We start from the raw sequence: 19,059 nt of genomic DNA, 5'->3' as shown, positions 1-19,059 counted from the left end.
AGATTGCGCCAGCAATTCGACACCGCAAAATGGCACCCTAATTCTCGGTAAAAACCTCAAGTTCCGGCAAGCCCGTCAAAGGCGCTTCGATCACGCGCATCGCGGGTAAGGATAGGCGACTGCCCGCGGTTTTGGGGCCCTCGATAGGACGCAGCTCCACGGCGACAGCCTGACCATTGGCCAGATACACAACGCGTCCCATCTGCACGTCATCGACCAATGGCGTCTCCAGCCAAAACCCGGGATCCGCCGGTGACCCAAGGCTGGCCACTGTCCGCCCAAGAGTGGCTGAACCGCCCGCATCTTGCGCTGCCACTTCTACCGCTTGCGCCTTTTCCGCCGAGGATGTCGTATCAAATTGGTCCACAGTACGTGCCGTGGATGGCGGGGCCGTCACTTGCGTGTTCAACCCGTTGGGGCGCGATTTTGGTCGCACAGCTTCCGCAGTTTCCGGTTTAACTTCAGGGGCTTGCGCCTGTGGCTCGATCTGGGCGCAGCTCGCCAAAACCGCCAAAACACTCGTCAAAAATATACCATATCTCATGGGGCCTAGACTATGATGCCTATCCGCCGTCTTCAACGGCAATATCACCCTTGCAGGGTCGCAACCAAAGACCTACCCTCCCTTTATGCTCATCGATCCATTTCAACGTGCGATTACCTACCTGCGCTTGTCCGTCACGGACCGGTGTGACTTTCGCTGCGTTTATTGCATGTCCGAAAACATGCAATTTTTGCCGAAAAAAGAACTACTTAGCCTCGAGGAACTGGACCGACTGTGCACCAGCTTTATCGGGCTTGGGGTGAAAAAACTGCGGATAACCGGTGGTGAGCCTTTGGTCAGACGCGGGATCATGTCTTATTTCCAATCCATGGCGCGCCATATCGATAGTGGTGCTCTGGATGAATTGACCCTGACCACCAACGGCAGCCAGTTGGAAAAATACGCAGCAGATCTGGCCGCTTGCGGCGTCAAACGGATCAATATCTCGCTCGACACTCTGGACGAACAAAAATTCGCGGACATCACCCGTTGGGGCCGCCTGCCCCAAGTTTTGCGCGGAATAGACGCCGCCCAAGCCGCAGGCCTTCGGGTCAAACTGAACGCTGTGGCGCTCAAGAGTTTCAACGAAGACGAGTTGATCCCAATGGCCGAATTTTGCGCCGAACGCGGGCTGGACCTGACCTTTATCGAGGTCATGCCCATGGGCGATATCGGCAATGAGAACCGCATTGGCCAATACTGGTCCTTGAATGACCTGCGCGAAACCCTGGCACAGACCTATAGACTGACCGATCTTTCCGAGCGCACAGGCGGCCCTGCCCGCTACGTCCGCGTTGAGGAAACCGGACAAAAGATCGGCTTTATCACACCGCTGTCCCATAATTTCTGCGAAAGCTGCAACCGCGTGCGCATCACCTGCACCGGCGAGATTTACACCTGCTTGGGCCAAGAGGGCAAAAGCGACCTGCGCGCCCCGCTGCGCGACAACCCGCATGATGACGCCCCTCTAGAGGACGCCATCCGCGCCGCCATCGGCCTGAAACCCAAGGGCCATGATTTCGACTACTCCCGCCAAGAACTAGGCGGTCAAATGTCACGGCATATGTCTCATACAGGTGGTTAGGTATCACCGGATGAGCCTTTTTCGCATTGCAGGAATGTCGGCTTAGAGCCCAGACCTACCAAGATGCCGCACCATGGCGAAGGTCTGCTTTTGCATTTGGTCAATTGCCTACAAGAACCGCCGGACCTTTGCCTTGTAGTTCTCGAACGGGGGACCGTATTGCTCTTTGAGCCACGGTTCCTCGGCGAAAGGCGCAGCGATTAGAACGGCTATTCCGGCAAAGCCGACAAGCGCAGCGCCTGCCGATGCACAAAGCACGATCCAGCCGAAAATCATTGCAATATCTGCCACGTATTGTGGATTGCGGGAATAGCGGTACATGCCGCTTGTTCGGAGCGATCCTTTTGCGCCCCCGGTTTGGGCGATGCCAAACTGTGCGGCTTCTGACCATACGACCACGTTTCCGGCGACAATCAGGGGAACACCTACGCCAAACCGCAACCAAGTTGGGATTGGCAGGCTTCCCCATTCAATAACGCCGAGGACGATCAGGATTCCAAAGAGAGTGAATGTCGGAACCCAAACCAAGATAGGAGTGGCCATAGTATAACGCTTTGGCGGCCAAAGGCGGCGGGCAGGATATGCGATGGACCAAAGCATCGCGGCAAACGTAGCTGCTGCGATCATAAGGCCGATGAAGACTAAGATAGTCAGCATCATACCGCCTCATGTTCCTGCTGGGTCATTTCGCGTCGTTCTTCCAAGGCTTGGCGTAGGATTTGGGACGCCGATGACAGAAACAATCCGGCCATGATGGTTGCCACGATTAGGTCAGGCCAACCCGTTGCCGTGCCCCACACACCAAGCGCTGCAAACATCACGGCCACGTTCCCAATCGCGTCATTGCGCGAACAGAGCCAGACCGACCGGACATTGGCATCACCATCCTTGTAGCGGACCAACAGCATGACGCTTGCCAGATTGGTGAGTAGTGCGAGAAAGCCGACAACACCCATGATTTCAGCCGTGGGGACGCCAGTATAGAATACGCGGTAGACCGTTGATCCGAAGACCCAAAGGCCCATGAGAAGAAGGCTGACGCCTTTGAACAATGCCGCATTCGTTCGGGCACGAAGTGAGGCTCCGATGACCGCAAGCGAAATACCATAGGTCAGCGCATCGCCCGCAAAGTCGAGTGCGTCAGCTTGCAACGCCTGAGACTTGGCCAGATGGCCTGCTGTCATCTCGACAAAGAACATCGTCGCGTTTAGGGCAATGACGATCCACAGCCGTCTTTTGTAGTCATCTGAAACGCCGTCAAACTTGGCGTCATGTCCGCAGCAACCAGCCATGAGAATCCTCTTTCTTCTTTGGTTGCTCATACTGTAATGTCTCTAGCAGCTAGAGGTTCAAGAGGTTTTTTCATGTTTTCGATTGGCGAGCTTTCAAAGCGCACCAAGGTCAAGGTTCCGACCATCCGGTATTACGAGGAAATGGGGTTATTGGCCGAGGCGGAACGCACGTCCGGGAACCAACGGCGATACGACAAAGCTGGGTTAGAACGGCTGAGTTTCATCCGCCATGCGCGTGACCTTGGGTTTTCGATTGAAGCGATTTCGTCGTTGATCGAACTGCAAGATCATCCGGACCGATCGTGCGAGGCTGCGACGCAGATCGCCACGTTGCAACTTGAAGACGTCCGCGCAAAGATCAAACGTCTTAGGACACTTGAAAAAGAACTCAGTCGAATATCGAAGGGCTGCGACGGTGAAGGCGTGTCGGAAGATTGCTACGTGTTAGCGTCACTAGCTGACCACAATTTGTGCGACCGCGAGCATTAGAACCACGAATGCGGACATTGGACTGTCGAGAACGAACGGCAGGAAAGTCCGCATAGTGGTCACTAACGAGACGACCTCACCACTCCGAGTTTGGCTATCGAACCCAAAGCACTGTCGTTTGTTAAATCGCATAGCAACCCAGCAAGGCAACCAACGCCATCGGGCCAAAAAAGCTATACGGTGAGATCAAACACCATGATGCCATCCGTGCCACCGACGCAAAGCGCACATAAGCGTGCCCCTAGTGCTTTGTGCGTAGGATGCTCTGCATAGGTGTCGAGCGCAGATCTGTTCGCAAACCTGATCACAAAGCCATCGGTAAACCCAACTGATTTTCCTTCAAAATCGCGGTTGGGGCCAAAATCAAACGAGATAACCCCCTCAAGCCCTGACGCAAACGCATCCAGCTCACCCATCACGCCATCGCGCATCTGTTGATCCGCCTCAGCGCGGAACTGGCAAAACACGCAATGCAAAATCATCCGAACTCGGCGCCTAAATCCCGCACGCTTTCGTCGATCCAGTGATGCTGCAACCATGGGGTGGCTTTGCAGTAGCGTAGCCATGATCCGCTATAACCTTCGACGGCTTCCGGCATCTTGGGATGGCCATGAAAACACACCACACGGGCATTGGCGGGCAATTGCGCGGCCTTAAGATAATTCATCGGCGGCAAGTTCAGACAATCGTGTTTGAAGCTGACCACCATGTCCGGCGGAAGGTAGGAAAACACGCCGCGCTCTTGGGCCTTGGTCGAGGTATAGCGCTGCTCAGAACCGCGGGCGATTTCCACTTCGCGGCCAGCGTCCTTGGCCAAATCCTGATACAAAAACCCATGTACCGCGGGATCAAACCGAAACACAGACCCATGGCCAGTGGCCCTGCCCCGCCGCGCCTCGACCCAGTCGGCGCGCATAGCAACAGTGCCTGCCTCATGGGACCAAAGGGGTTCAAGACCACCCGTGATCACCACATCCAGATCAAAGCCCAAAATCGGCCCGTCCAAATCAGGGATCAAACCGGGGCGAAACAGGCTGACCTTGCGCATGGCCCCTTGGCGGTTGGCCACAGCAAGTGCTGCGTTCATCTCGTCCAAAAACGGCTCGACCGGCAGCGGAAGAACTTCGATATCAGGATGAAAACCTGCGCTGTCCTCGGTCATGCAAAAGAAGCGCACAGGGCGTTTGAGATGCCGCCGCACCCCGGAATAGAGCCGGTTTACATATTCCGGTCCAAAAAGCGTGCCCCATTTAATGCAGGCGATATTGGCCGTCTGGGTCATGCAGCGGGCATCCGGCTTTCGATGATTTCAGCCCACCAGCTACAGCCCGCAGGAATCGCCTCGTCCGAAAAGTTATATTCGGGATGATGCACAGGCGCTGTGTCGCCATTGCCCACGAGGATATAGGCACCGGGGCGCGCGTTGAGCAAAAACGCAAAGTCTTCGCCGCCCATGATCAGCGGTGCCTCGTCACAGCTGCCCGAGACTTTGGTGGCGACCGCAGCGGCAAATTCTGTTTGTTCTTCGTGGTTTATCATCACCGGATAGCTGCGACGGTAGTTTACATCCACTGTGCCGCCCATGGTCGCGGCAATCCCTTCGGCGATCTCAGAGACACGTTTTTCAGCCAAGTCCTGCACATCCAAATCCAATGTTCGCACAGTCCCTTTTAGGGTGACAGAGGCCGGGATCACGTTGAACGCCTTGCTTTCAGTCTCGAATGATGTGACTGAGACGACCACTTGTTCAACGGGGTCCACGTTGCGGCTGGCGATGGTTTGCAAGGCAAGCACGATGTGACTGGCCATCACAGTACTGTCGACGGTCTCATGGGGTTTGGCGGCATGCCCCCCTTTGCCATGTACAGTGATTTCGAACTGGTCAGCAGCAGCAAAAAACGGTCCCGGGCGGATCGCAAATTCGCCCAATGGCATGCCCGGCCAATTGTGCATGCCGTAAACTTCTTGAATGCCGAACTCTTCCATCATGCCGTCTTCGACCATCTCGCGACCGCCACCCCCGCCCTCTTCGGCGGGTTGAAAGATCACCACGCAGGTACCATCAAAATTGCGGGTCTCAGCCAGATATTGCGCCGCCCCCAATAGCATGGAGGTGTGCCCGTCATGGCCGCACGCGTGCATTTTGCCCGGCTCACCGCTGGCATAATCCAGCCCCGTTGCCTCTAAAATGGGCAGTGCATCCATATCAGCCCGCAGGCCAATGACACGCCCCGCTGTGTCCGTTTTGCCTTTGATCACACCCACAACACCCGTGCGCCCAATGCCGGTTTTGATCTGATCGCAGCCAAATTCAGCCAGTTTGTCCGCCACAACACCTGCCGTGCGATGGGTATCGAACATCAGTTCCGGATGGGCGTGAAGGTCGCGCCGCCACGCCGTGATATCAGCGTGCAGTTCGGCAAAACGGTTCTTAATCGGCATGAGGCAGCCCCTTTGGCGGTTACTCCACTGCCTTTCTAATGCGGCGCACCGCAAACCACACGCCCAAAATGACCAACGGGGTCGCAATTGCACCCAGCCATGTTTTGCCAAGGCCGATCTCTTTGCCAAAGGGTTCGGCGACATAAAGCACAAGGTTCAGCGCGTAATAGCTAATCGCCACGACAGACAGGCCCTCAACCGTGCGCTGCAACCGCAATTGCAGATCGGCACGTTTGTCCATGCTTTCCAACAAGGTTTGGTTTTGCGCAGATCGTTCCACATCCACCCGCGTCCGTAGCAGATCGCCCGCACGGGTCGCCCGTCCTGTCATAGCGTTCAGCCGTTCTTGAGCCGAGGCCACTGTGCGCATGGCCGGATCAAAGCGGCGCATCATAAATTCGCCAAAGGTCTGCCGCCCGTTAAAACGGTCCTCGCGCAGCACCTCAATGCGTTGCGAGACCAAAGCCTGATAGGCACCAGTGGCCCCAAATCGAAATGAGGACCGTGCGCTGAGGCTCTCCAATTCTGCGGAAATTGCCAGAAGTTCCTGCAACGTATCGTCGGCATTCTTTTCATTGCCGGTTAGGTTGGCAATCAGCCCGGTCAGGCTGGTTTCCAGTTCCGCCATACGCCCAGACATGGATCGCACCCGGCTGAGCCCCAGCATTGAGATCGACTTATAGGTCTCGATCTCGCACAGCCGTTGCACGATACGGCCAATGCGCCGCTCGCCCGTGTTGCCATCGACAAAAACAGCAAAGCGCATATGCCCTGCCGGATCGATGCGGAAATCCCCCGCCGCCACAGCGCAGTCATCCAAAATCCGGCTTACTGCGAGGCTTTCGGGTACAAACCAATCCTCTAGCTTTTTCTTGATATCATCGTCAGACGTCCGTTCCGCCACGCGGATCAAGGCCGATGTCATCCGTGTGCCCGGGGCCTTTTGCAGCCAATCCTGCGGGAAGACGTCAAATTCCGATGGATCAAAAGGCCGATCCGACAGCCCGTCTTCAAATGCCGTGTAGGTCACAAATTCCGTGTGCTGTTCCCATTTGAGCGTATGCCGCCCGATTTTACCAAAGTAATGCGTGGCGCCGGGCTGTGGATGCGGAGCACCATAGCGGTCCAGTAAATCCACCAGATGGGCCATATCTTGACTGCGGTCGCGGTTGGCCGCATCTACCGGCTGCTTGATCGCCAAATATGTCGCTGTGCAAGGTGCATTTAGCGTCGGAAACGGCCGCGCATGCAGTTCGTTGGCCATTGGGTAGCGGAGCGGATGATCTTCGATGGCGGTCATAGGAAAAGGATGCCTTTTTATACTTATCGCATAAATAACGCGAGTTTGGTTAACGTAAACTATAAAAACTCAAGAATTTCAGACATTTAGCGGTGTGCAACAGTATGCGGTTCCACCTATACGAAATTTCCAAGACTCAAGAGGCGTCATTAGCGTGACTATTCCCCTTAACGCCAAAACATAAGCCCCCCTAAATATGGAGGCCATAACGACATCAGGAATGGGCCAATATGACCTCCGTTGAAGACATTCGCTATATCATTGGAATGGCCCTAATTGGAGTAGGTTTGGCTTTTCTTAAGGCCCCGTTGGTTGTGACGCTTTTGACCGGTTTTGGTCTGGGCTGTGCTCTGTTCCCCTATTTCATCCTCAACCCAACGCTAAAACTCTTTCAAAGCCTGCGTCCCGGTGTTTTGTCTAGCGTTGTAAGCATTTTGCGTGGCAACTCAAACCTACCGCAAAGGCAGTCTTGGGTCATTCTTGGGGCGCTTGCGGTTTCTGGTGCTCTGTTTGTGCTAACAGGACAGGTCTTTGCGGAACTGTTCTTACCACGCTTTATGAATGTCACGATGGAAAACCGCGATGGGATGAGCATCGCAATTCTGGCAGGTGTTCTGCTTGGGTTGTTTAAGATGCTACAATTTTACGGCAAACGCCTGCGCGACAGATCCTAAACGCAAAACGCCCCACCAAATTGGCAGGGCGTCTTAACAGTTCATTCACTGCGTTTAGTCGATCATCGGCAGTAGTTTGTCCAAGCTTTCTTTGGCATCGCCGTAGAACATCCGCGTGTTGTCCTTAAAGAACAACGGGTTCTCGATGCCGGAATAGCCCGCACCTTGACCACGTTTCGAGACAAACACTTGTTTCGCCTTCCAGCATTCCAAAACCGGCATACCAGCGATGGGGCTGTTTGGATCATCTTGGGCCGCAGGGTTCACGATGTCGTTCGAACCGATAACGATCGCCACGTCTGTGTCAGGGAAATCATCGTTGATCTCATCCATTTCCAGCACAATGTCGTAGGGCACTTTGGCCTCAGCCAGCAGCACGTTCATGTGACCAGGCAAGCGACCTGCAACCGGGTGGATCGCAAAGCGCACGTTCTTGCCTTTGGCACGCAGCTTACGCACCAGTTCGGACACCGCTTGCTGGGCTTGCGCCACGGCCATACCGTAACCCGGAATGATCACAACGCTATCAGCTTCGTTCAAAGCAGCGGCAACGCCGTCAGCTTCGATAGCGATCTGTTCGCCTTCCACAGCCATCTGTTCGCCTTGCGGGCCACCAAAGCCGCCCAAGATCACAGACACGAAACTGCGGTTCATCGCCTTACACATGATGTAGGACAAGATCGCACCAGAAGAGCCGACCAGCGCGCCCACAACGATCAACAGGTCGTTCCCAAGGGAGAAACCAATCGCCGCTGCAGCCCAACCGGAATAGCTGTTCAGCATGGACACAACCACAGGCATGTCCGCACCGCCAATGCCCATGATCAAGTGATAGCCGATGAACAACGCCGCCAGTGTCATCAAGAACAGTGGGAAGAACCCACCAGTGTTGAAGTACCAGATCAGCGTGATCACTGCGACGCCAGCCGCTGCAATGTTCAGCATGTGCCCACCGGGCAGTTTGGTCGCAGCGCTGTCCACTTTGCCCGCCAGCTTGCCGTAAGCAATGACAGACCCCGTGAAGGTGATCGCACCGATGAAGATGCCGAGGAACAATTCAACCCGCAGGATGTTGATCTCGACAACCGACTTCTTGGCAATCAGGGCAGCAAATGTGCCCATTTCCTTGGGATCAGTACCAGCAGCCAACATGGCGGCCACGTTGCCGATCTCGAAATGCGCAATGAACCCTACGAACACAGCCGCCAAACCAACAAGGGAGTGCATGGCCGCAACCAGTTCGGGCATTTGTGTCATCTGAACGCGCGTGGCCAGTTGATAGCCAATGGCCCCGCCCCCAGCGATCATCAGGATCGACAGCAGCCAGTACCCTGCACCGGGTCCAACCAAGGTCGCAGCCACAGCCAAGGCCATACCTGCAATGCCATACCATACGGCGCGTTTAGCGCTTTCTTGTCCCGAAAGGCCACCCAAAGACAGGATGAACAGAACGGCTGCAACCACATAAGCTGCTGTAGTAAAACCAAATTCCATGATCCTACCCCCTTAAGATTTCTGGAACATGGCGAGCATGCGCCGTGTCACAAGGAAGCCGCCAAAGATGTTGATACCAGTCATAAAGACCGACACAGCAGCAAGTAAAATAACAAGGAACGAGCCTGATCCGATTTGCATCAGCGCCCCAAGAATGATGATCGAGGAAATCGCATTGGTTACCGCCATCAACGGTGTGTGCAAGCTGTGCGCAACACCCCAGATCACTTGGAACCCTACAAAAACCGACAACACGAACACGATAAAGTGCTGCATAAAGCTGGGCGGCGCGACGGTGCCCAGAGCCAGCAACAAGAACGCGCCAATGGCCAACATGCCCACTTGTGTTTGCGTCTGCTTTTTGAATGCGGCCACTTCTTCGGCGCGCTTTTCCTCTGGCGTCAGCTCTTTCGGAGCTTCCTTTTTTGGGGCCGCCGCAATCGCTGCAACCTTTGGAGGGGGCGGCGGATAGGTGATTTCTTTGTCAAAGGTGACAGTGGCACCACGGATCACATCGTCTTCCATGTCGTGGACCAGAACACCGTCTTTTTCAGGTGTCAGGTCTGTCATCATGTGACGGATGTTGTTGCCGTACAACGTCGAGGCCTGTGTGGCCATGCGGCTTGGGAAGTCGGTATAGCCAACGATGGTCACGCCGTTATCCGTGACGATCTTCTCGTCCATCTTGGTCAGTTTGCAATTGCCGCCCTTTTCAGCGGCAAGGTCCACAATAACCGAGCCCGGCTTCATCATCTCAACCATATCCGGCGTCCACAACTCGGGCGCCTCGCGGTTGGGGATGAGGGCCGTACAGATTACGATGTCGATCTCTGGGGCCATTTCGCGGAACTTTTCCAGCTGCTTTTCGCGGAATTCAGGGCTGGAGGGGGCTGCATAGCCGCCTGTTGCTGCTGAATCCTGGCTGCTCTCTTCGAACTCGAGAAACACGAACTCGGCGCCCATGGATTCAATCTGTTCAGCCACTTCGGGACGTACGTCAAACGCATAAGTGATCGCACCAAGGGACGTCGCAGTCCCAATCGCAGCCAAACCAGCAACACCCGCACCAATGACCAAAATCTTGGCCGGTGGGACCTTACCCGCAGCAGTTACCTGACCAGTAAAGAACCGTGGGAAGTTGTTACCTGCCTCAATCACAGCACGGTAGCCTGCGATGTTGGCCATGGACGACAGCGCGTCCATTTTCTGGGCGCGGGAAATCCGTGGCACCATTTCCATAGCGATCACGTTTGTACCAGCCTTAGTGGCGGCCTTCATGCCAGCCTCGTTGGCAGCAGGATTAAAGAACGAGATCAGCGTCTGTTCGGCGCGCATCTTTTTAGTCTCAGTCGCGTCTGGCTGACGGACTTTGACGACGATGTCGGCCTCTTTCCAAAGGGCTGCGGCAGTTTTGACGACGCTGACGCCAGCCTCTTTGTACGCGGCATCGGAAAAGCCAGCTTTGCTGCCAGCGCCGGCTTCGATCACGCAATCATACCCGAGCTTTTGAAGCTGCAACGCGCTGTCAGGTGTCATCGCCACCCGCGCTTCGCCTTCAAAAACTTCTCTTGGTGCTCCTATTTTCAACAGCACATCCCCCTTTTGATCATCCGTTAAGGTCGGAAAAATGATTATTAATCATCGCTGACTTACCGTGTGAAATATTGTTTCACAAGGGCGGACACCCCTCCCGCGACATGTGCGCGCTAACACAAAAACGGCATGCAAAGGTATGCGAACGGCATTCGCCCAAAATGTAAGCGATTATAGGAAATGTTAACGCTAACGTGGATTGCGCTAAACCCAACGTCGGGTTTGCTGGCAATACTGCCTAAACTCCGCGCCAAATCCTGATTCAAGGCGCATCTCCTCGGCCAAAATGAATCGCTGCGTGATCAAAAGCACAAAAACCGGCACCAAAATCAGGCTGATCACTGCATCCCATCGCAAACACAACCCCGCCAAAACCAAAGCATCCCCCAAATAAATCGGGTTGCGCGTGCGTGCAAAAATACCGCGAGTGATCAAGGCAGACGCGGTCTGGTGCGGGATCACCGTTGTCTTGTGTCGCCTGAACTCGACAAACGCTAAGGCCATCAGGCCCAGCCCAAGGGCTACAAGCGCCCCACCGATCACATGGCTCACGGCATCGCTTTCAATCGGAAACAGCCGCCCTTGCCCATAGGCCACCGCAGCAAACCCCGCCAACCAGACCGGTGGACTATCTATCATTTTGATCAACGGCAAATTCATCACAGCCACGCCCACTCTTGCCACTTGCAGCCCAGACTGCCACGCTAGGATCAGGAGGACCAGCGCTATGAGTTTACAGGGAAAACACGCTTTAGTGACCGGCGGGGGCAGCGGCATCGGACTGGCCATCGCGCAAACCCTCGCCGCTGAAGGTGCACAGGTGACGATTACCGGGCGTAGGCAGGATGTTTTGGAAAACGCCGCCGCCGCACACGGGCTTTTTGCCGCCACTATGGATGTCAGGGACGAGGCGCAGACCCGCGACGCCATTGCGACAGCCGCCGCCGATCGCGGCCCTGTTGCCATTTGTGTGGCCAATGCTGGCATCGCCCAAGGCCGTAGTTTTCGCAAAACCGACAGCGCCCATTGGCGTGATGTCCTCAGCACCAATTTGGACGGTGCATTTGTGACCATCCAAGCCGCGATGGAGACGTTGGAACCTGACGCATGGGGGCGCGTGATCGGCATGTCATCGATCGCAGGCGTACGCGGTTTGCGCGGGGCCATCGCCTACACAGCCTCAAAACACGGGCTGATCGGGCTGATCCGTGGGTTATCCGAAGAATATATGGGCTCAAACATCACGTTTAACGCACTTTGTCCCGGTTATGTGGCCACGGACATTGTCACCACAAACGCCACCGCCATTGCAGCAGCCACAGGTCTCAGCGAAGAGGATGCCACCCAAACCATGGCCCGCGCAAATCGCCACAAAAAGTTGATGGATACCGATGAGATTGCCGCCGCTGCCCTTTGGCTGTGCTCAGATGCGGCGCGCAGCGTGAACGGACAGACCATCCAAATCGCCGGAGGCCAAGTGTCGTGACCGATTTTGCAGCCACCAAGGCCCAGTTCCATTTGCCCGATGGGATGATTTATTTGGACGGCAATTCGCTGGGCCCGCTCCCCAAAACGGCCCCTGCCGTGGTGGACGCCATGATGAAACAGCAATGGGGTGATATGCTGATCGGGGGCTGGAATAAAGCCGGATGGATGGCGCAACCCACGGCCCTAGGGGATCAGGTGGCCCGCCTCATAGGGGCCGAGGCAGGCCATGTAACCCTTGGCGACACCCTATCGATCAAAGTGGTACAGGCCCTTGCGGCGGGCTTGCGATTGCAACCGGACCGCAAAGTGATCTTGACCGACAACGGGAATTTTCCTTCGGACATTTATATGGCGCAGGGCCTGATCGAAGCCCTAGACCAAGACTATGAGCTGTGCATCGTGGATCCCGCAGAGGTTGCCGCACGCATCGGGCCTGACGTGGCTGTGGTTTTGCTCACACAAGTCGACTACCGCACAGGGGCAATGCACAACATGCAATCCCTGACCCAAACGGCCCATCAATCCGGTGCATTGGTGATCTGGGATCTGGCCCATTCCGCGGGCGCTTTAGATTTGGACGTGTCCGCCTGTAACGCCGATTTCGCGGTGGGCTGCACTTACAAATACCTCAACGGCGGCCCCGGCGCGCCTGCCTTTATCTATGTGGCGCCGCGCCATATCGGGCAGGTTGAACCCATGCTGTCAGGCTGGTTGGGACATGCAGCGCCCTTTGACTTTGCCCCAGACTATCGCCCGGGCAATGGGATTGAACGCATGCGCGTGGGCACACCACCAGTGATCCAGATGGCCAGCCTTGCCGCCGCCTTGGAGATTTGGAAAGACGTGGATCTGGCCCAATTACGCCAGGCCTCCATTGACCTGAGCGAACAGTTCATCGATTTGGTTGAGGAAAATTGCCCCATGCTGCGTCTGGTCAGCCCGCGCAACGCAGCCCATCGCGGCAGTCAGGTGTCGTTTTCCTTTTCCGAAGGCTACGCCGCCATCCAAGCCCTGATTGACCGGGGTGTTGTCGGCGATTTTCGCGCACCCAACATAATGCGATTTGGGATTACACCGCTGTTTATCGATGCAGATGACATTACCCAAGCCTGCGCAATCATGGCAGATGTTATGAATAACAGGCTGTGGGACCTGCCAGAATACAAGGTAAAATCTGCTGTAACTTAAGGGCCTACGAGACTGATTTCAAAGGATTAGAGCGCTTTTGCTGCCACGCAGCGCAGGCCGCACCAAAGGCTTTGAACAACGGGTTAGAGACCGGATCGATATCGGCCTGCCATTCTGGATGCCATTGAACCGATAACGTAAAGCCCGGGGCATCTTTGATGTAGACGGCCTCAGGCGTGCCATCCGGGGCAACCCCGTCAATAACGATCCGACTGCCCGGTTTTTTGATCCCCTGACCATGCAACGTGTTGGTTTGCACCACTTGGCGTCCCATAACCTTGTGAAAGACACCGTCCTCTTTAAAGGTCACGGGGTGGCGCAGGGCGAACTTTTCTTCCAACGTGCCATCAGGCGGCATGCGGTGGTTGTCGCGCCCCGGCAGATCACGAATTTCTGGATACAGGCTGCTGCCCATGGCAACGGCCACTTCCTGAAACCCTCGACAGATGCCAAAAATTGGTTGGCCGCGCTGCACACAGGCGCGGATCAAAGGCAGAGCCACCGCGTCACGGTCACGATCAAATGTACCATGGGCCTCGGTTGCGACTTCGCCGTATTCCTCGGGATGCACATTGGCGCGGCCGCCTGTGAACAAGAAGCCATCGCAGACCTCCATCAACTCGGCGGTCGACACAAGAGAAGGATTTATTGGCACAACCAAAGGACAACAGCCCGAGACCTGGGATAGAGCCGCGCAATTCATCTGCCCGGCCGCAAAGACCGGATATTCATCATTGATCAGATGTTGATTGCCAATAATTCCAACAACGGGTCGCACCATAAGACTCTCCTTTACAGGTAACTGTATTACCTGCACGAAAGACTTAAAATACGACAAAGACGCACATTAATTTGCAAAAATGCACAGAAATATGTCTGGAGATTTTTAGGCGTCTGCGATCAATTTGGCCGCTTCGATCCCTGCGACTGCAGCAAGCTCATCATTGTCAGAGGTATCGCCCGTCACGCCAACAGCGCCCAAAACCGTGCCTTTGGCATCCCGCACCAAAACGCCGCCTGGAACAGGCACGACGGCCCCGCCGAAGACACCGTTCACAGCGGCCATGAAGTAGGCCTGCTGTTCGGCGCGAGCCATTTGTGCCTGCCCCGCCATTCCAAGCATGACTGCGCCATAAGCTTTGCCATGTGCGATACCATAGCGCCCGGGCGATGCGCCGTCGCTGCGTTCAAAGGCAATCGGATGCCCACCGGCATCCAGCACAATCACGCTGAGCGGCTTGAGCTGTAGCTCAGCCCCTTTGTTCATCGCGGCTTTGATAATTTGTCGGGCTTTTCGCAAGTTCAACGCCATAAGGGCATCCTTTTCATTTAGGGACACGGGTTCATTAAGAATACACGCCCCTTAGGGTCGATTTTTTGTTAGTATAAACGGGTCAGAACAACTAAGCCGCGGCGCTTGCGGCACTTTGAGCTTTGAGTTCCAACCGACGTGCATGCAAGACAGGCTCGGTATAGCCCGATGGCTGCACGCGCCCTGCAAATACCAAATCACTCGCGGCTTGGTAGGCTACGCCATCAAAACTTGGCGCCATTGGCCGATATGTGGGATCATTTGCGTTTTGGGCATCCACCACAGCGGCCATTTTTTGCATTGCTGCATGCACTTGATCGGCAGACACTACGCCGTGGTGCAACCAATTGGCCAAAGCCTGACTGGAAATCCGGCATGTCGCACGATCCTCCATCAAACCCACATCATGAATATCGGGGACTTTGGAACAGCCAACCCCCTGATCCACCCAGCGCACCACATAGCCCAAAATACCTTGGGCGTTGTTTTCGATCTCTTGAGTGATTTGGGCCGTTGACCAATTTTGCCCCTGCGCCACTGGCAGCGTCAAAAGATCCTCAAGCGTGCCGCGCGCGCCACCCGCCCGCAGCCTGTCTTGGCAGGCCAAGACGTCAACGTGGTGATAGTGCGTGGCATGCAACGTGGCAGCCGTGGGCGATGGCACCCATGCGCATGTCGCCCCCGATTGAGGATGACCGATCTTGGCCTCCAGCATTTCAGCCATGCGATCGGGCATGGCCCACATGCCTTTGCCAATCTGAGCACGGCCTTTTAGCCCGCAAGCCAGCCCAATATCAACGTTGCGATCTTCATAGGAGGCAATCCAAGGCAGCGTTTTCATCTCGCCTTTGGGCACCATTGGCCCCGCTTCCATGCTTGTGTGGATTTCATCACCTGTGCGATCCAAGAACCCTGTATTGATAAAGGCCACACGGGATTTGGCCGCATGAATGCAGGCGCCTAGATTGGCGGAGGTGCGACGTTCTTCGTCCATAATCCCCAGCTTGACCGTGTATCGGGGCAAACCAAGGGCTGCCTCGACAGCGCTAAAGATTTCATCAGCAAAAGCCACTTCATCGGGACCGTGCATCTTGGGTTTCACCACGTAGACAGATCCGGTCTGGGAATTTCCGCTATGGGCTGCATCGCTGGACGGTTTAAGGTCGTGCATCGCAATCAATGTAGTGAACATTGCGTCCAGCAAGCCTTCGCCAACCTCGCGCCCCTGTGCATCCAAAACCGCAGGGTTGGTCATCAAATGCCCCACGTTGCGCACCAACATCAGGGCACGCCCCTTGAGGACACCTGCGCTGCCGTCTGCCTTTTCAAAGGTCACATCCGGATTGAGAACGCGCTGAAACGTCGTGCCACCTTTGGTGACTGTTTCGGCCAGATCGCCCTTCATCAGACCCAACCAATTGCGGTAGGCCAGTGTTTTGTCGGTTCCGTCAACGGCTGCAACAGAATCTTCGCAATCCATAATGGTCGACACGGCTGATTCCAAAATGACATCCGCAAGGCCTGCAGGATCCGTTGCCCCGATCTGGTGAGTTGGATCAAAGACCAGACGTAAATGCAGCGCGTTTTTGGCCAAGATCACTTCGGACAAGGCCCCGCTTTGCGCGGTAACTTGGCCGACAAATTGCGAACCATCCTTCAAAGACACCACGCCGTTTGCCGTCGCCAACTGCAACGCACCCTGTGCCACGCGCACTCCCGTGACATCCGCCCAAGACGCCCCGTCAAGGGGTACCGCGCTGTCCAAATGCGCCTTGGCCCAAGCAATCACCCGGGCACCACGGTCTGCATCATAGGACCGTCCCTCAGGCAAATCGCCCAGCGCATCCGTGCCATAAAGCGCGTCATAAAGACTGCCCCAACGGGCGTTTGCGGCGTTCAGAGCAAACCGCGCGTTCATAATCGGCACAACCAACTGCGGCCCGGGCGTATGTGCGATTTCCGCGTCAACATTGCTGGTATCAATAGAAAACGCCTCGGGTTCAGGCACCAGATAACCGATCTCGGTCAGGAACGCATGATAAGCCGCCGCATCATGGGGCTGACCTTTGCGTTCGATATGCCATGCATCGATGCGGGCCTGAATATCCTCACGTTGGGTCAAGAAGGCCCGGTTTTTCGGTCCCATCGTCTCGACAATCTGTGCAAAGCTGGCCCAAAAAGCATCAGCTTGGATGCCAGTTCCGGGCAGTGCTTCGGTTTCAAGGAAGTCGCACAAAACAGTTTCGACAGACAGACCTGCGCGGGATTGATAATCAGACATAAGACGCTCCTGGGGCTGAGGCAGTACACAACGGCACACCGCTGCAATTCCCGATTTAGAAAAAAAGTTTCCGATAGGCAACAGCTTTGGTCCATAAACATTACCAGTTTATGGAATTGACCCTCAAATCAGGATGTATCGCCGGATTTTGAGGCGCGGCGGCAGCGATCCGAACAGTATTTAACCGCATCCCAGTCCTTGGCCCACTTTTTGCGCCAGGTGAACGGCAATCCACAAACAGTACACAGCTTGCTGGGCAGATCTGATTTTTTGCGCATCTTCGCCATGGCTAGAACTCGAACTTTAGCTGATCTTTGGGGGCAGGCTTGGCCGCTTTTCTTCGCGGTGCACGGTCGTTGACGAAATGCCCTTGGGGGTCCTTGCGGCTTGCGTGTTTTTCGATGATGTCTTTTGCCTTGGCCCGAAATTCTGGGCCACGACGCACACCCCAAACCTGCGCACGTGCCTCAGCGGCGGCAGCTTTGACATCAACAATGGGCTCTGGATAGTGACGCCCCAACAAGGACCCTGCCCCGTCCCACAACCAAGGCTCTTGCAGGTATTGATCGGGCACAGCGGCCAATTCCGGCACCCAGCGGCGGGTAAATACACCGGTTGGATCCTGATCATGTCCTTGCTTGACCGGATTATAAACACGGACAGTGTTCATACCCGTGGTGCCTGATTGCATCTGGACCTGCGACCAATGGATGCCCGGCTCATAATCGGTAAAGCGCCGCGCCAAATGCTGACCTGTAGGGCGCCAATCCAGCCAAAGATGATAACTGGCCACGGCCTGCACCATGCTGCGCATCCGAAAATTCAGCCAGCCCGTATGGGCCAAGTAACGCATGCAGGCATCAACAAAGGGCAGCCCGGTCTCGCCAGTCTGCCACGCCTGCAGACGGCTTGTATCGCTTTGGGCAGGACGCAGACCCTCATAGGCGGGATGCAAACACTGCCATTCCATGCGCGGCTCGTCTTCCAGCTTTTGCATAAAGTGATCGCGCCAAGCCAAACGGCTTTGAAAGGATTTCATCGCCCCGATCCAGCCATCGCGGGTGCCTTTGACTTCCGCCGCGCGGGCCCATCCAGCATTGGCCGCCTCACGGCCCGACAGACTGCCCAAGGCCAGATGCGGCGACAAGCGTGAGCAAGCCACTTCGCCTTCCAGCGGCGAGGACATCGCGCGCCGATACGTTTGGCCCCGTTCCGTCAGAAACCCGCCCAACAGTGAAAGCGCCTGATCGCGCCCGCCCAATTGCCGCGCCGGACATGGGTCGGGCGCCATGCGTAGATCCTGCGCAGTGGGCAGGCCGCCAGTGCTGTTTAAGGAGGGGGGTGGCAAAGCCGCGGGTGCATCCAACGCGCCTTCGCGCAAAAACCGATTGCGAAGAGCCGCCCAGCCGTCGCGTCCCGCAAGGCGACGCACAACACCAGATTGCGGCAATTCAAGCCAAGGCACGCTATTTTCGGTGGCCCAAGCCAGAGCAGCGCGATCGCGTTGAAAGGTCCAGTTGTTGCCGGTTTCCTCGTGGCTGACCAATTCGAAATGGCCCAATTGCGCTTTGAGGTCCGCAAAAACATCCAGCACGCGCCCCTGCGCCAGATACAGGCCACTGCCCAGCCTGCGCAGCTGTTGGTCCAGATTTTCCACCGCTTCAGCCGTGAACTGCCATTGCCGCCCCGCAGTGTCGGGCAACTGCCAATAGTCCGGCTCGATAATATAAAGCGGCAAAATGGGTTTGTTCTGAGCCACAGCCCAGCCCAGCGCAGGGTGATCAACCACCCGCAAATCCCGTTTAAACCAAACAACAACTGTCATAGGCGACAGATAGGCGGTGGTACGGGCTTTTCCAGCATCCGTGTCTTGCACTT

General features: G+C 55.9%; 20 protein-coding genes. 5 read left to right on the top strand and 15 right to left on the bottom strand.

All coding sequences use genetic code 11. From position 1 onward, the window contains the following. Positions 1–37 precede the first annotated feature (37 nt). A complete protein-coding gene (locus ACIRQ6_RS05070; protein ID WP_420863053.1) occupies positions 38–544 on the bottom strand; it encodes a hypothetical protein in 507 nt (168 codons plus the stop codon). Positions 545–629: 85 nt separating this feature from the next. Between ACIRQ6_RS05070 and moaA the strand changes: the two genes are divergently transcribed. Next, a complete protein-coding gene (gene moaA, locus ACIRQ6_RS05065; protein WP_420863052.1) occupies positions 630–1,628 on the top strand; it encodes a GTP 3',8-cyclase MoaA in 999 nt (332 codons plus the stop codon). 108 nt (positions 1,629–1,736) lie between these two features. Here moaA and ACIRQ6_RS05060 read toward each other — a convergent pair whose 3' ends face one another. Both ACIRQ6_RS05060 and ACIRQ6_RS05055 read right to left on the bottom strand, forming a co-directional pair. After that, complete coding sequence (locus ACIRQ6_RS05060) at positions 1,737–2,171, bottom strand: methyltransferase family protein (RefSeq protein ID WP_420863051.1); 435 nt, start codon at positions 2,169–2,171, stop codon at positions 1,737–1,739. Positions 2,172–2,284: 113 nt separating this feature from the next. Then, a complete protein-coding gene (locus ACIRQ6_RS05055; RefSeq protein ID WP_420863050.1) occupies positions 2,285–2,920 on the bottom strand; it encodes a cation transporter in 636 nt (211 codons plus the stop codon). A gap of 72 nt (positions 2,921–2,992) precedes the next feature. Between ACIRQ6_RS05055 and ACIRQ6_RS05050 the strand changes: the two genes are divergently transcribed. Then, the gene (locus ACIRQ6_RS05050) at positions 2,993–3,409 is read left to right on the top strand and encodes a MerR family transcriptional regulator (RefSeq protein WP_420863049.1); all 417 of its coding nucleotides are present in this window, start codon (positions 2,993–2,995) and stop codon (positions 3,407–3,409) included. 173 nt (positions 3,410–3,582) lie between these two features. Here ACIRQ6_RS05050 and ACIRQ6_RS05045 read toward each other — a convergent pair whose 3' ends face one another. Genes ACIRQ6_RS05045 through ACIRQ6_RS05030 form a run of 4 tightly spaced genes read right to left on the bottom strand, consistent with a single transcriptional unit; the run spans position 3,583 to position 7,151 of the window. After that, positions 3,583–3,891, bottom strand: a complete 309-nt coding sequence (locus ACIRQ6_RS05045; protein ID WP_420863048.1) for a Dabb family protein — start codon at positions 3,889–3,891, stop codon at positions 3,583–3,585. Beyond that, the gene (locus tag ACIRQ6_RS05040) at positions 3,888–4,691 is read right to left on the bottom strand and encodes a glycosyl transferase (RefSeq protein WP_420863047.1); all 804 of its coding nucleotides are present in this window, start codon (positions 4,689–4,691) and stop codon (positions 3,888–3,890) included. The genes ACIRQ6_RS05045 and ACIRQ6_RS05040 overlap by 4 nt, the downstream gene beginning before the upstream one ends. Next, entirely contained in the window at positions 4,688–5,851 is a 1,164-nt protein-coding gene (locus ACIRQ6_RS05035; protein WP_420863046.1) for a M20 aminoacylase family protein, read from the bottom strand. Before ACIRQ6_RS05035 ends, ACIRQ6_RS05040 begins: the two co-directional genes overlap by 4 nt. A gap of 19 nt (positions 5,852–5,870) precedes the next feature. After that, on the bottom strand, positions 5,871–7,151 hold the full coding sequence (locus ACIRQ6_RS05030; RefSeq protein WP_420863045.1) for a DUF3422 family protein: 1,281 nt from the start codon (positions 7,149–7,151) through the stop codon (positions 5,871–5,873). A gap of 230 nt (positions 7,152–7,381) precedes the next feature. Between ACIRQ6_RS05030 and ACIRQ6_RS05025 the strand changes: the two genes are divergently transcribed. Beyond that, positions 7,382–7,825, top strand: coding sequence for a hypothetical protein (locus ACIRQ6_RS05025; RefSeq protein WP_420863044.1), 444 nt, complete (start codon positions 7,382–7,384; stop codon positions 7,823–7,825). Between the two features lie 54 nt (positions 7,826–7,879). On the opposite strand, the gene ACIRQ6_RS05020 is transcribed toward ACIRQ6_RS05025, so the two are convergent. The 3 genes from ACIRQ6_RS05020 to ACIRQ6_RS05010 form a co-directional block, all read right to left on the bottom strand. Then, a complete protein-coding gene (locus ACIRQ6_RS05020) occupies positions 7,880–9,319 on the bottom strand; it encodes an NAD(P)(+) transhydrogenase (Re/Si-specific) subunit beta (protein ID WP_420863043.1) in 1,440 nt (479 codons plus the stop codon). Positions 9,320–9,331: 12 nt separating this feature from the next. Continuing rightward, complete coding sequence (locus tag ACIRQ6_RS05015; RefSeq protein WP_420863042.1) at positions 9,332–10,906, bottom strand: Re/Si-specific NAD(P)(+) transhydrogenase subunit alpha; 1,575 nt, start codon at positions 10,904–10,906, stop codon at positions 9,332–9,334. Between the two features lie 210 nt (positions 10,907–11,116). After that, positions 11,117–11,572: a methyltransferase family protein gene (locus ACIRQ6_RS05010; protein WP_420863041.1), complete on the bottom strand. Its 456-nt coding sequence runs from the start codon at positions 11,570–11,572 to the stop codon at positions 11,117–11,119. Positions 11,573–11,639: 67 nt separating this feature from the next. On the opposite strand from ACIRQ6_RS05010, the gene ACIRQ6_RS05005 reads away from it, so the two are divergent. Together ACIRQ6_RS05005 and kynU are read left to right on the top strand one after the other, a co-directional pair. After that, entirely contained in the window at positions 11,640–12,398 is a 759-nt protein-coding gene (locus ACIRQ6_RS05005; protein WP_420863040.1) for an SDR family NAD(P)-dependent oxidoreductase, read from the top strand. Then, the gene (gene kynU / locus ACIRQ6_RS05000; protein ID WP_420863039.1) at positions 12,395–13,588 is read left to right on the top strand and encodes a kynureninase; all 1,194 of its coding nucleotides are present in this window, start codon (positions 12,395–12,397) and stop codon (positions 13,586–13,588) included. Before ACIRQ6_RS05005 ends, kynU begins: the two co-directional genes overlap by 4 nt. Before the next feature lie 4 nt (positions 13,589–13,592). Here kynU and ACIRQ6_RS04995 read toward each other — a convergent pair whose 3' ends face one another. The 5 genes from ACIRQ6_RS04995 to ACIRQ6_RS04975 all read right to left on the bottom strand — a co-directional run bounded on the left by ACIRQ6_RS04995 (position 13,593) and on the right by ACIRQ6_RS04975 (position 19,006). Next, positions 13,593–14,369: a gamma-glutamyl-gamma-aminobutyrate hydrolase family protein gene (locus ACIRQ6_RS04995; RefSeq protein WP_420863038.1), complete on the bottom strand. Its 777-nt coding sequence runs from the start codon at positions 14,367–14,369 to the stop codon at positions 13,593–13,595. A gap of 105 nt (positions 14,370–14,474) precedes the next feature. Further along, positions 14,475–14,900, bottom strand: a complete 426-nt coding sequence (locus tag ACIRQ6_RS04990) for a GlcG/HbpS family heme-binding protein (RefSeq protein WP_420863037.1) — start codon at positions 14,898–14,900, stop codon at positions 14,475–14,477. 91 nt (positions 14,901–14,991) lie between these two features. Then, the gene (locus tag ACIRQ6_RS04985) at positions 14,992–17,181 is read right to left on the bottom strand and encodes a malate synthase G (protein ID WP_420863036.1); all 2,190 of its coding nucleotides are present in this window, start codon (positions 17,179–17,181) and stop codon (positions 14,992–14,994) included. A gap of 128 nt (positions 17,182–17,309) precedes the next feature. Continuing rightward, positions 17,310–17,468: a DUF2256 domain-containing protein gene (locus tag ACIRQ6_RS04980; RefSeq protein WP_420863035.1), complete on the bottom strand. Its 159-nt coding sequence runs from the start codon at positions 17,466–17,468 to the stop codon at positions 17,310–17,312. Positions 17,469–17,470: 2 nt separating this feature from the next. Beyond that, positions 17,471–19,006: an FAD-binding domain-containing protein gene (locus ACIRQ6_RS04975; protein WP_420863034.1), complete on the bottom strand. Its 1,536-nt coding sequence runs from the start codon at positions 19,004–19,006 to the stop codon at positions 17,471–17,473. Between the last annotated feature and the right edge of the window lie 53 nt (positions 19,007–19,059).

The sequence above is a fragment of the Algirhabdus cladophorae genome, from assembly GCF_044772865.1.
Lineage (GTDB): Bacteria > Pseudomonadota > Alphaproteobacteria > Rhodobacterales > Rhodobacteraceae > Algirhabdus > Algirhabdus cladophorae.
The sequence above is the reverse complement of the archived record's forward strand: the minus strand, read 5'-3'. Positions and strand labels throughout refer to the sequence as shown.

What these genes read in the sequence shown, in the direction of transcription:
- ACIRQ6_RS05070 (WP_420863053.1), bottom strand. Translation starts at nt 544, where the DNA reads ATGAGATATGGTATATTTTTGACGAGTGTTTTGGCGGTTTTGGCGAGC.
- moaA (WP_420863052.1), top strand. Translation starts at nt 630, where the DNA reads ATGCTCATCGATCCATTTCAACGTGCGATTACCTACCTGCGCTTGTCC.
- ACIRQ6_RS05060 (WP_420863051.1), bottom strand. Translation starts at nt 2,171, where the DNA reads ATGGCCACTCCTATCTTGGTTTGGGTTCCGACATTCACTCTCTTTGGA.
- ACIRQ6_RS05055 (WP_420863050.1), bottom strand. Translation starts at nt 2,920, where the DNA reads ATGGCTGGTTGCTGCGGACATGACGCCAAGTTTGACGGCGTTTCAGAT.
- ACIRQ6_RS05050 (WP_420863049.1), top strand. Translation starts at nt 2,993, where the DNA reads ATGTTTTCGATTGGCGAGCTTTCAAAGCGCACCAAGGTCAAGGTTCCG.
- ACIRQ6_RS05045 (WP_420863048.1), bottom strand. Translation starts at nt 3,891, where the DNA reads ATGATTTTGCATTGCGTGTTTTGCCAGTTCCGCGCTGAGGCGGATCAA.
- ACIRQ6_RS05040 (WP_420863047.1), bottom strand. Translation starts at nt 4,691, where the DNA reads ATGACCCAGACGGCCAATATCGCCTGCATTAAATGGGGCACGCTTTTT.
- ACIRQ6_RS05035 (WP_420863046.1), bottom strand. Translation starts at nt 5,851, where the DNA reads ATGCCGATTAAGAACCGTTTTGCCGAACTGCACGCTGATATCACGGCG.
- ACIRQ6_RS05030 (WP_420863045.1), bottom strand. Translation starts at nt 7,151, where the DNA reads ATGACCGCCATCGAAGATCATCCGCTCCGCTACCCAATGGCCAACGAA.
- ACIRQ6_RS05025 (WP_420863044.1), top strand. Translation starts at nt 7,382, where the DNA reads ATGACCTCCGTTGAAGACATTCGCTATATCATTGGAATGGCCCTAATT.
- ACIRQ6_RS05020 (WP_420863043.1), bottom strand. Translation starts at nt 9,319, where the DNA reads ATGGAATTTGGTTTTACTACAGCAGCTTATGTGGTTGCAGCCGTTCTG.
- ACIRQ6_RS05010 (WP_420863041.1), bottom strand. Translation starts at nt 11,572, where the DNA reads ATGAATTTGCCGTTGATCAAAATGATAGATAGTCCACCGGTCTGGTTG.
- ACIRQ6_RS05005 (WP_420863040.1), top strand. Translation starts at nt 11,640, where the DNA reads ATGAGTTTACAGGGAAAACACGCTTTAGTGACCGGCGGGGGCAGCGGC.
- ACIRQ6_RS04995 (WP_420863038.1), bottom strand. Translation starts at nt 14,369, where the DNA reads ATGGTGCGACCCGTTGTTGGAATTATTGGCAATCAACATCTGATCAAT.
- ACIRQ6_RS04990 (WP_420863037.1), bottom strand. Translation starts at nt 14,900, where the DNA reads ATGGCGTTGAACTTGCGAAAAGCCCGACAAATTATCAAAGCCGCGATG.
- ACIRQ6_RS04985 (WP_420863036.1), bottom strand. Translation starts at nt 17,181, where the DNA reads ATGTCTGATTATCAATCCCGCGCAGGTCTGTCTGTCGAAACTGTTTTG.
- ACIRQ6_RS04980 (WP_420863035.1), bottom strand. Translation starts at nt 17,468, where the DNA reads ATGGCGAAGATGCGCAAAAAATCAGATCTGCCCAGCAAGCTGTGTACT.
- ACIRQ6_RS04975 (WP_420863034.1), bottom strand. Translation starts at nt 19,006, where the DNA reads ATGACAGTTGTTGTTTGGTTTAAACGGGATTTGCGGGTGGTTGATCAC.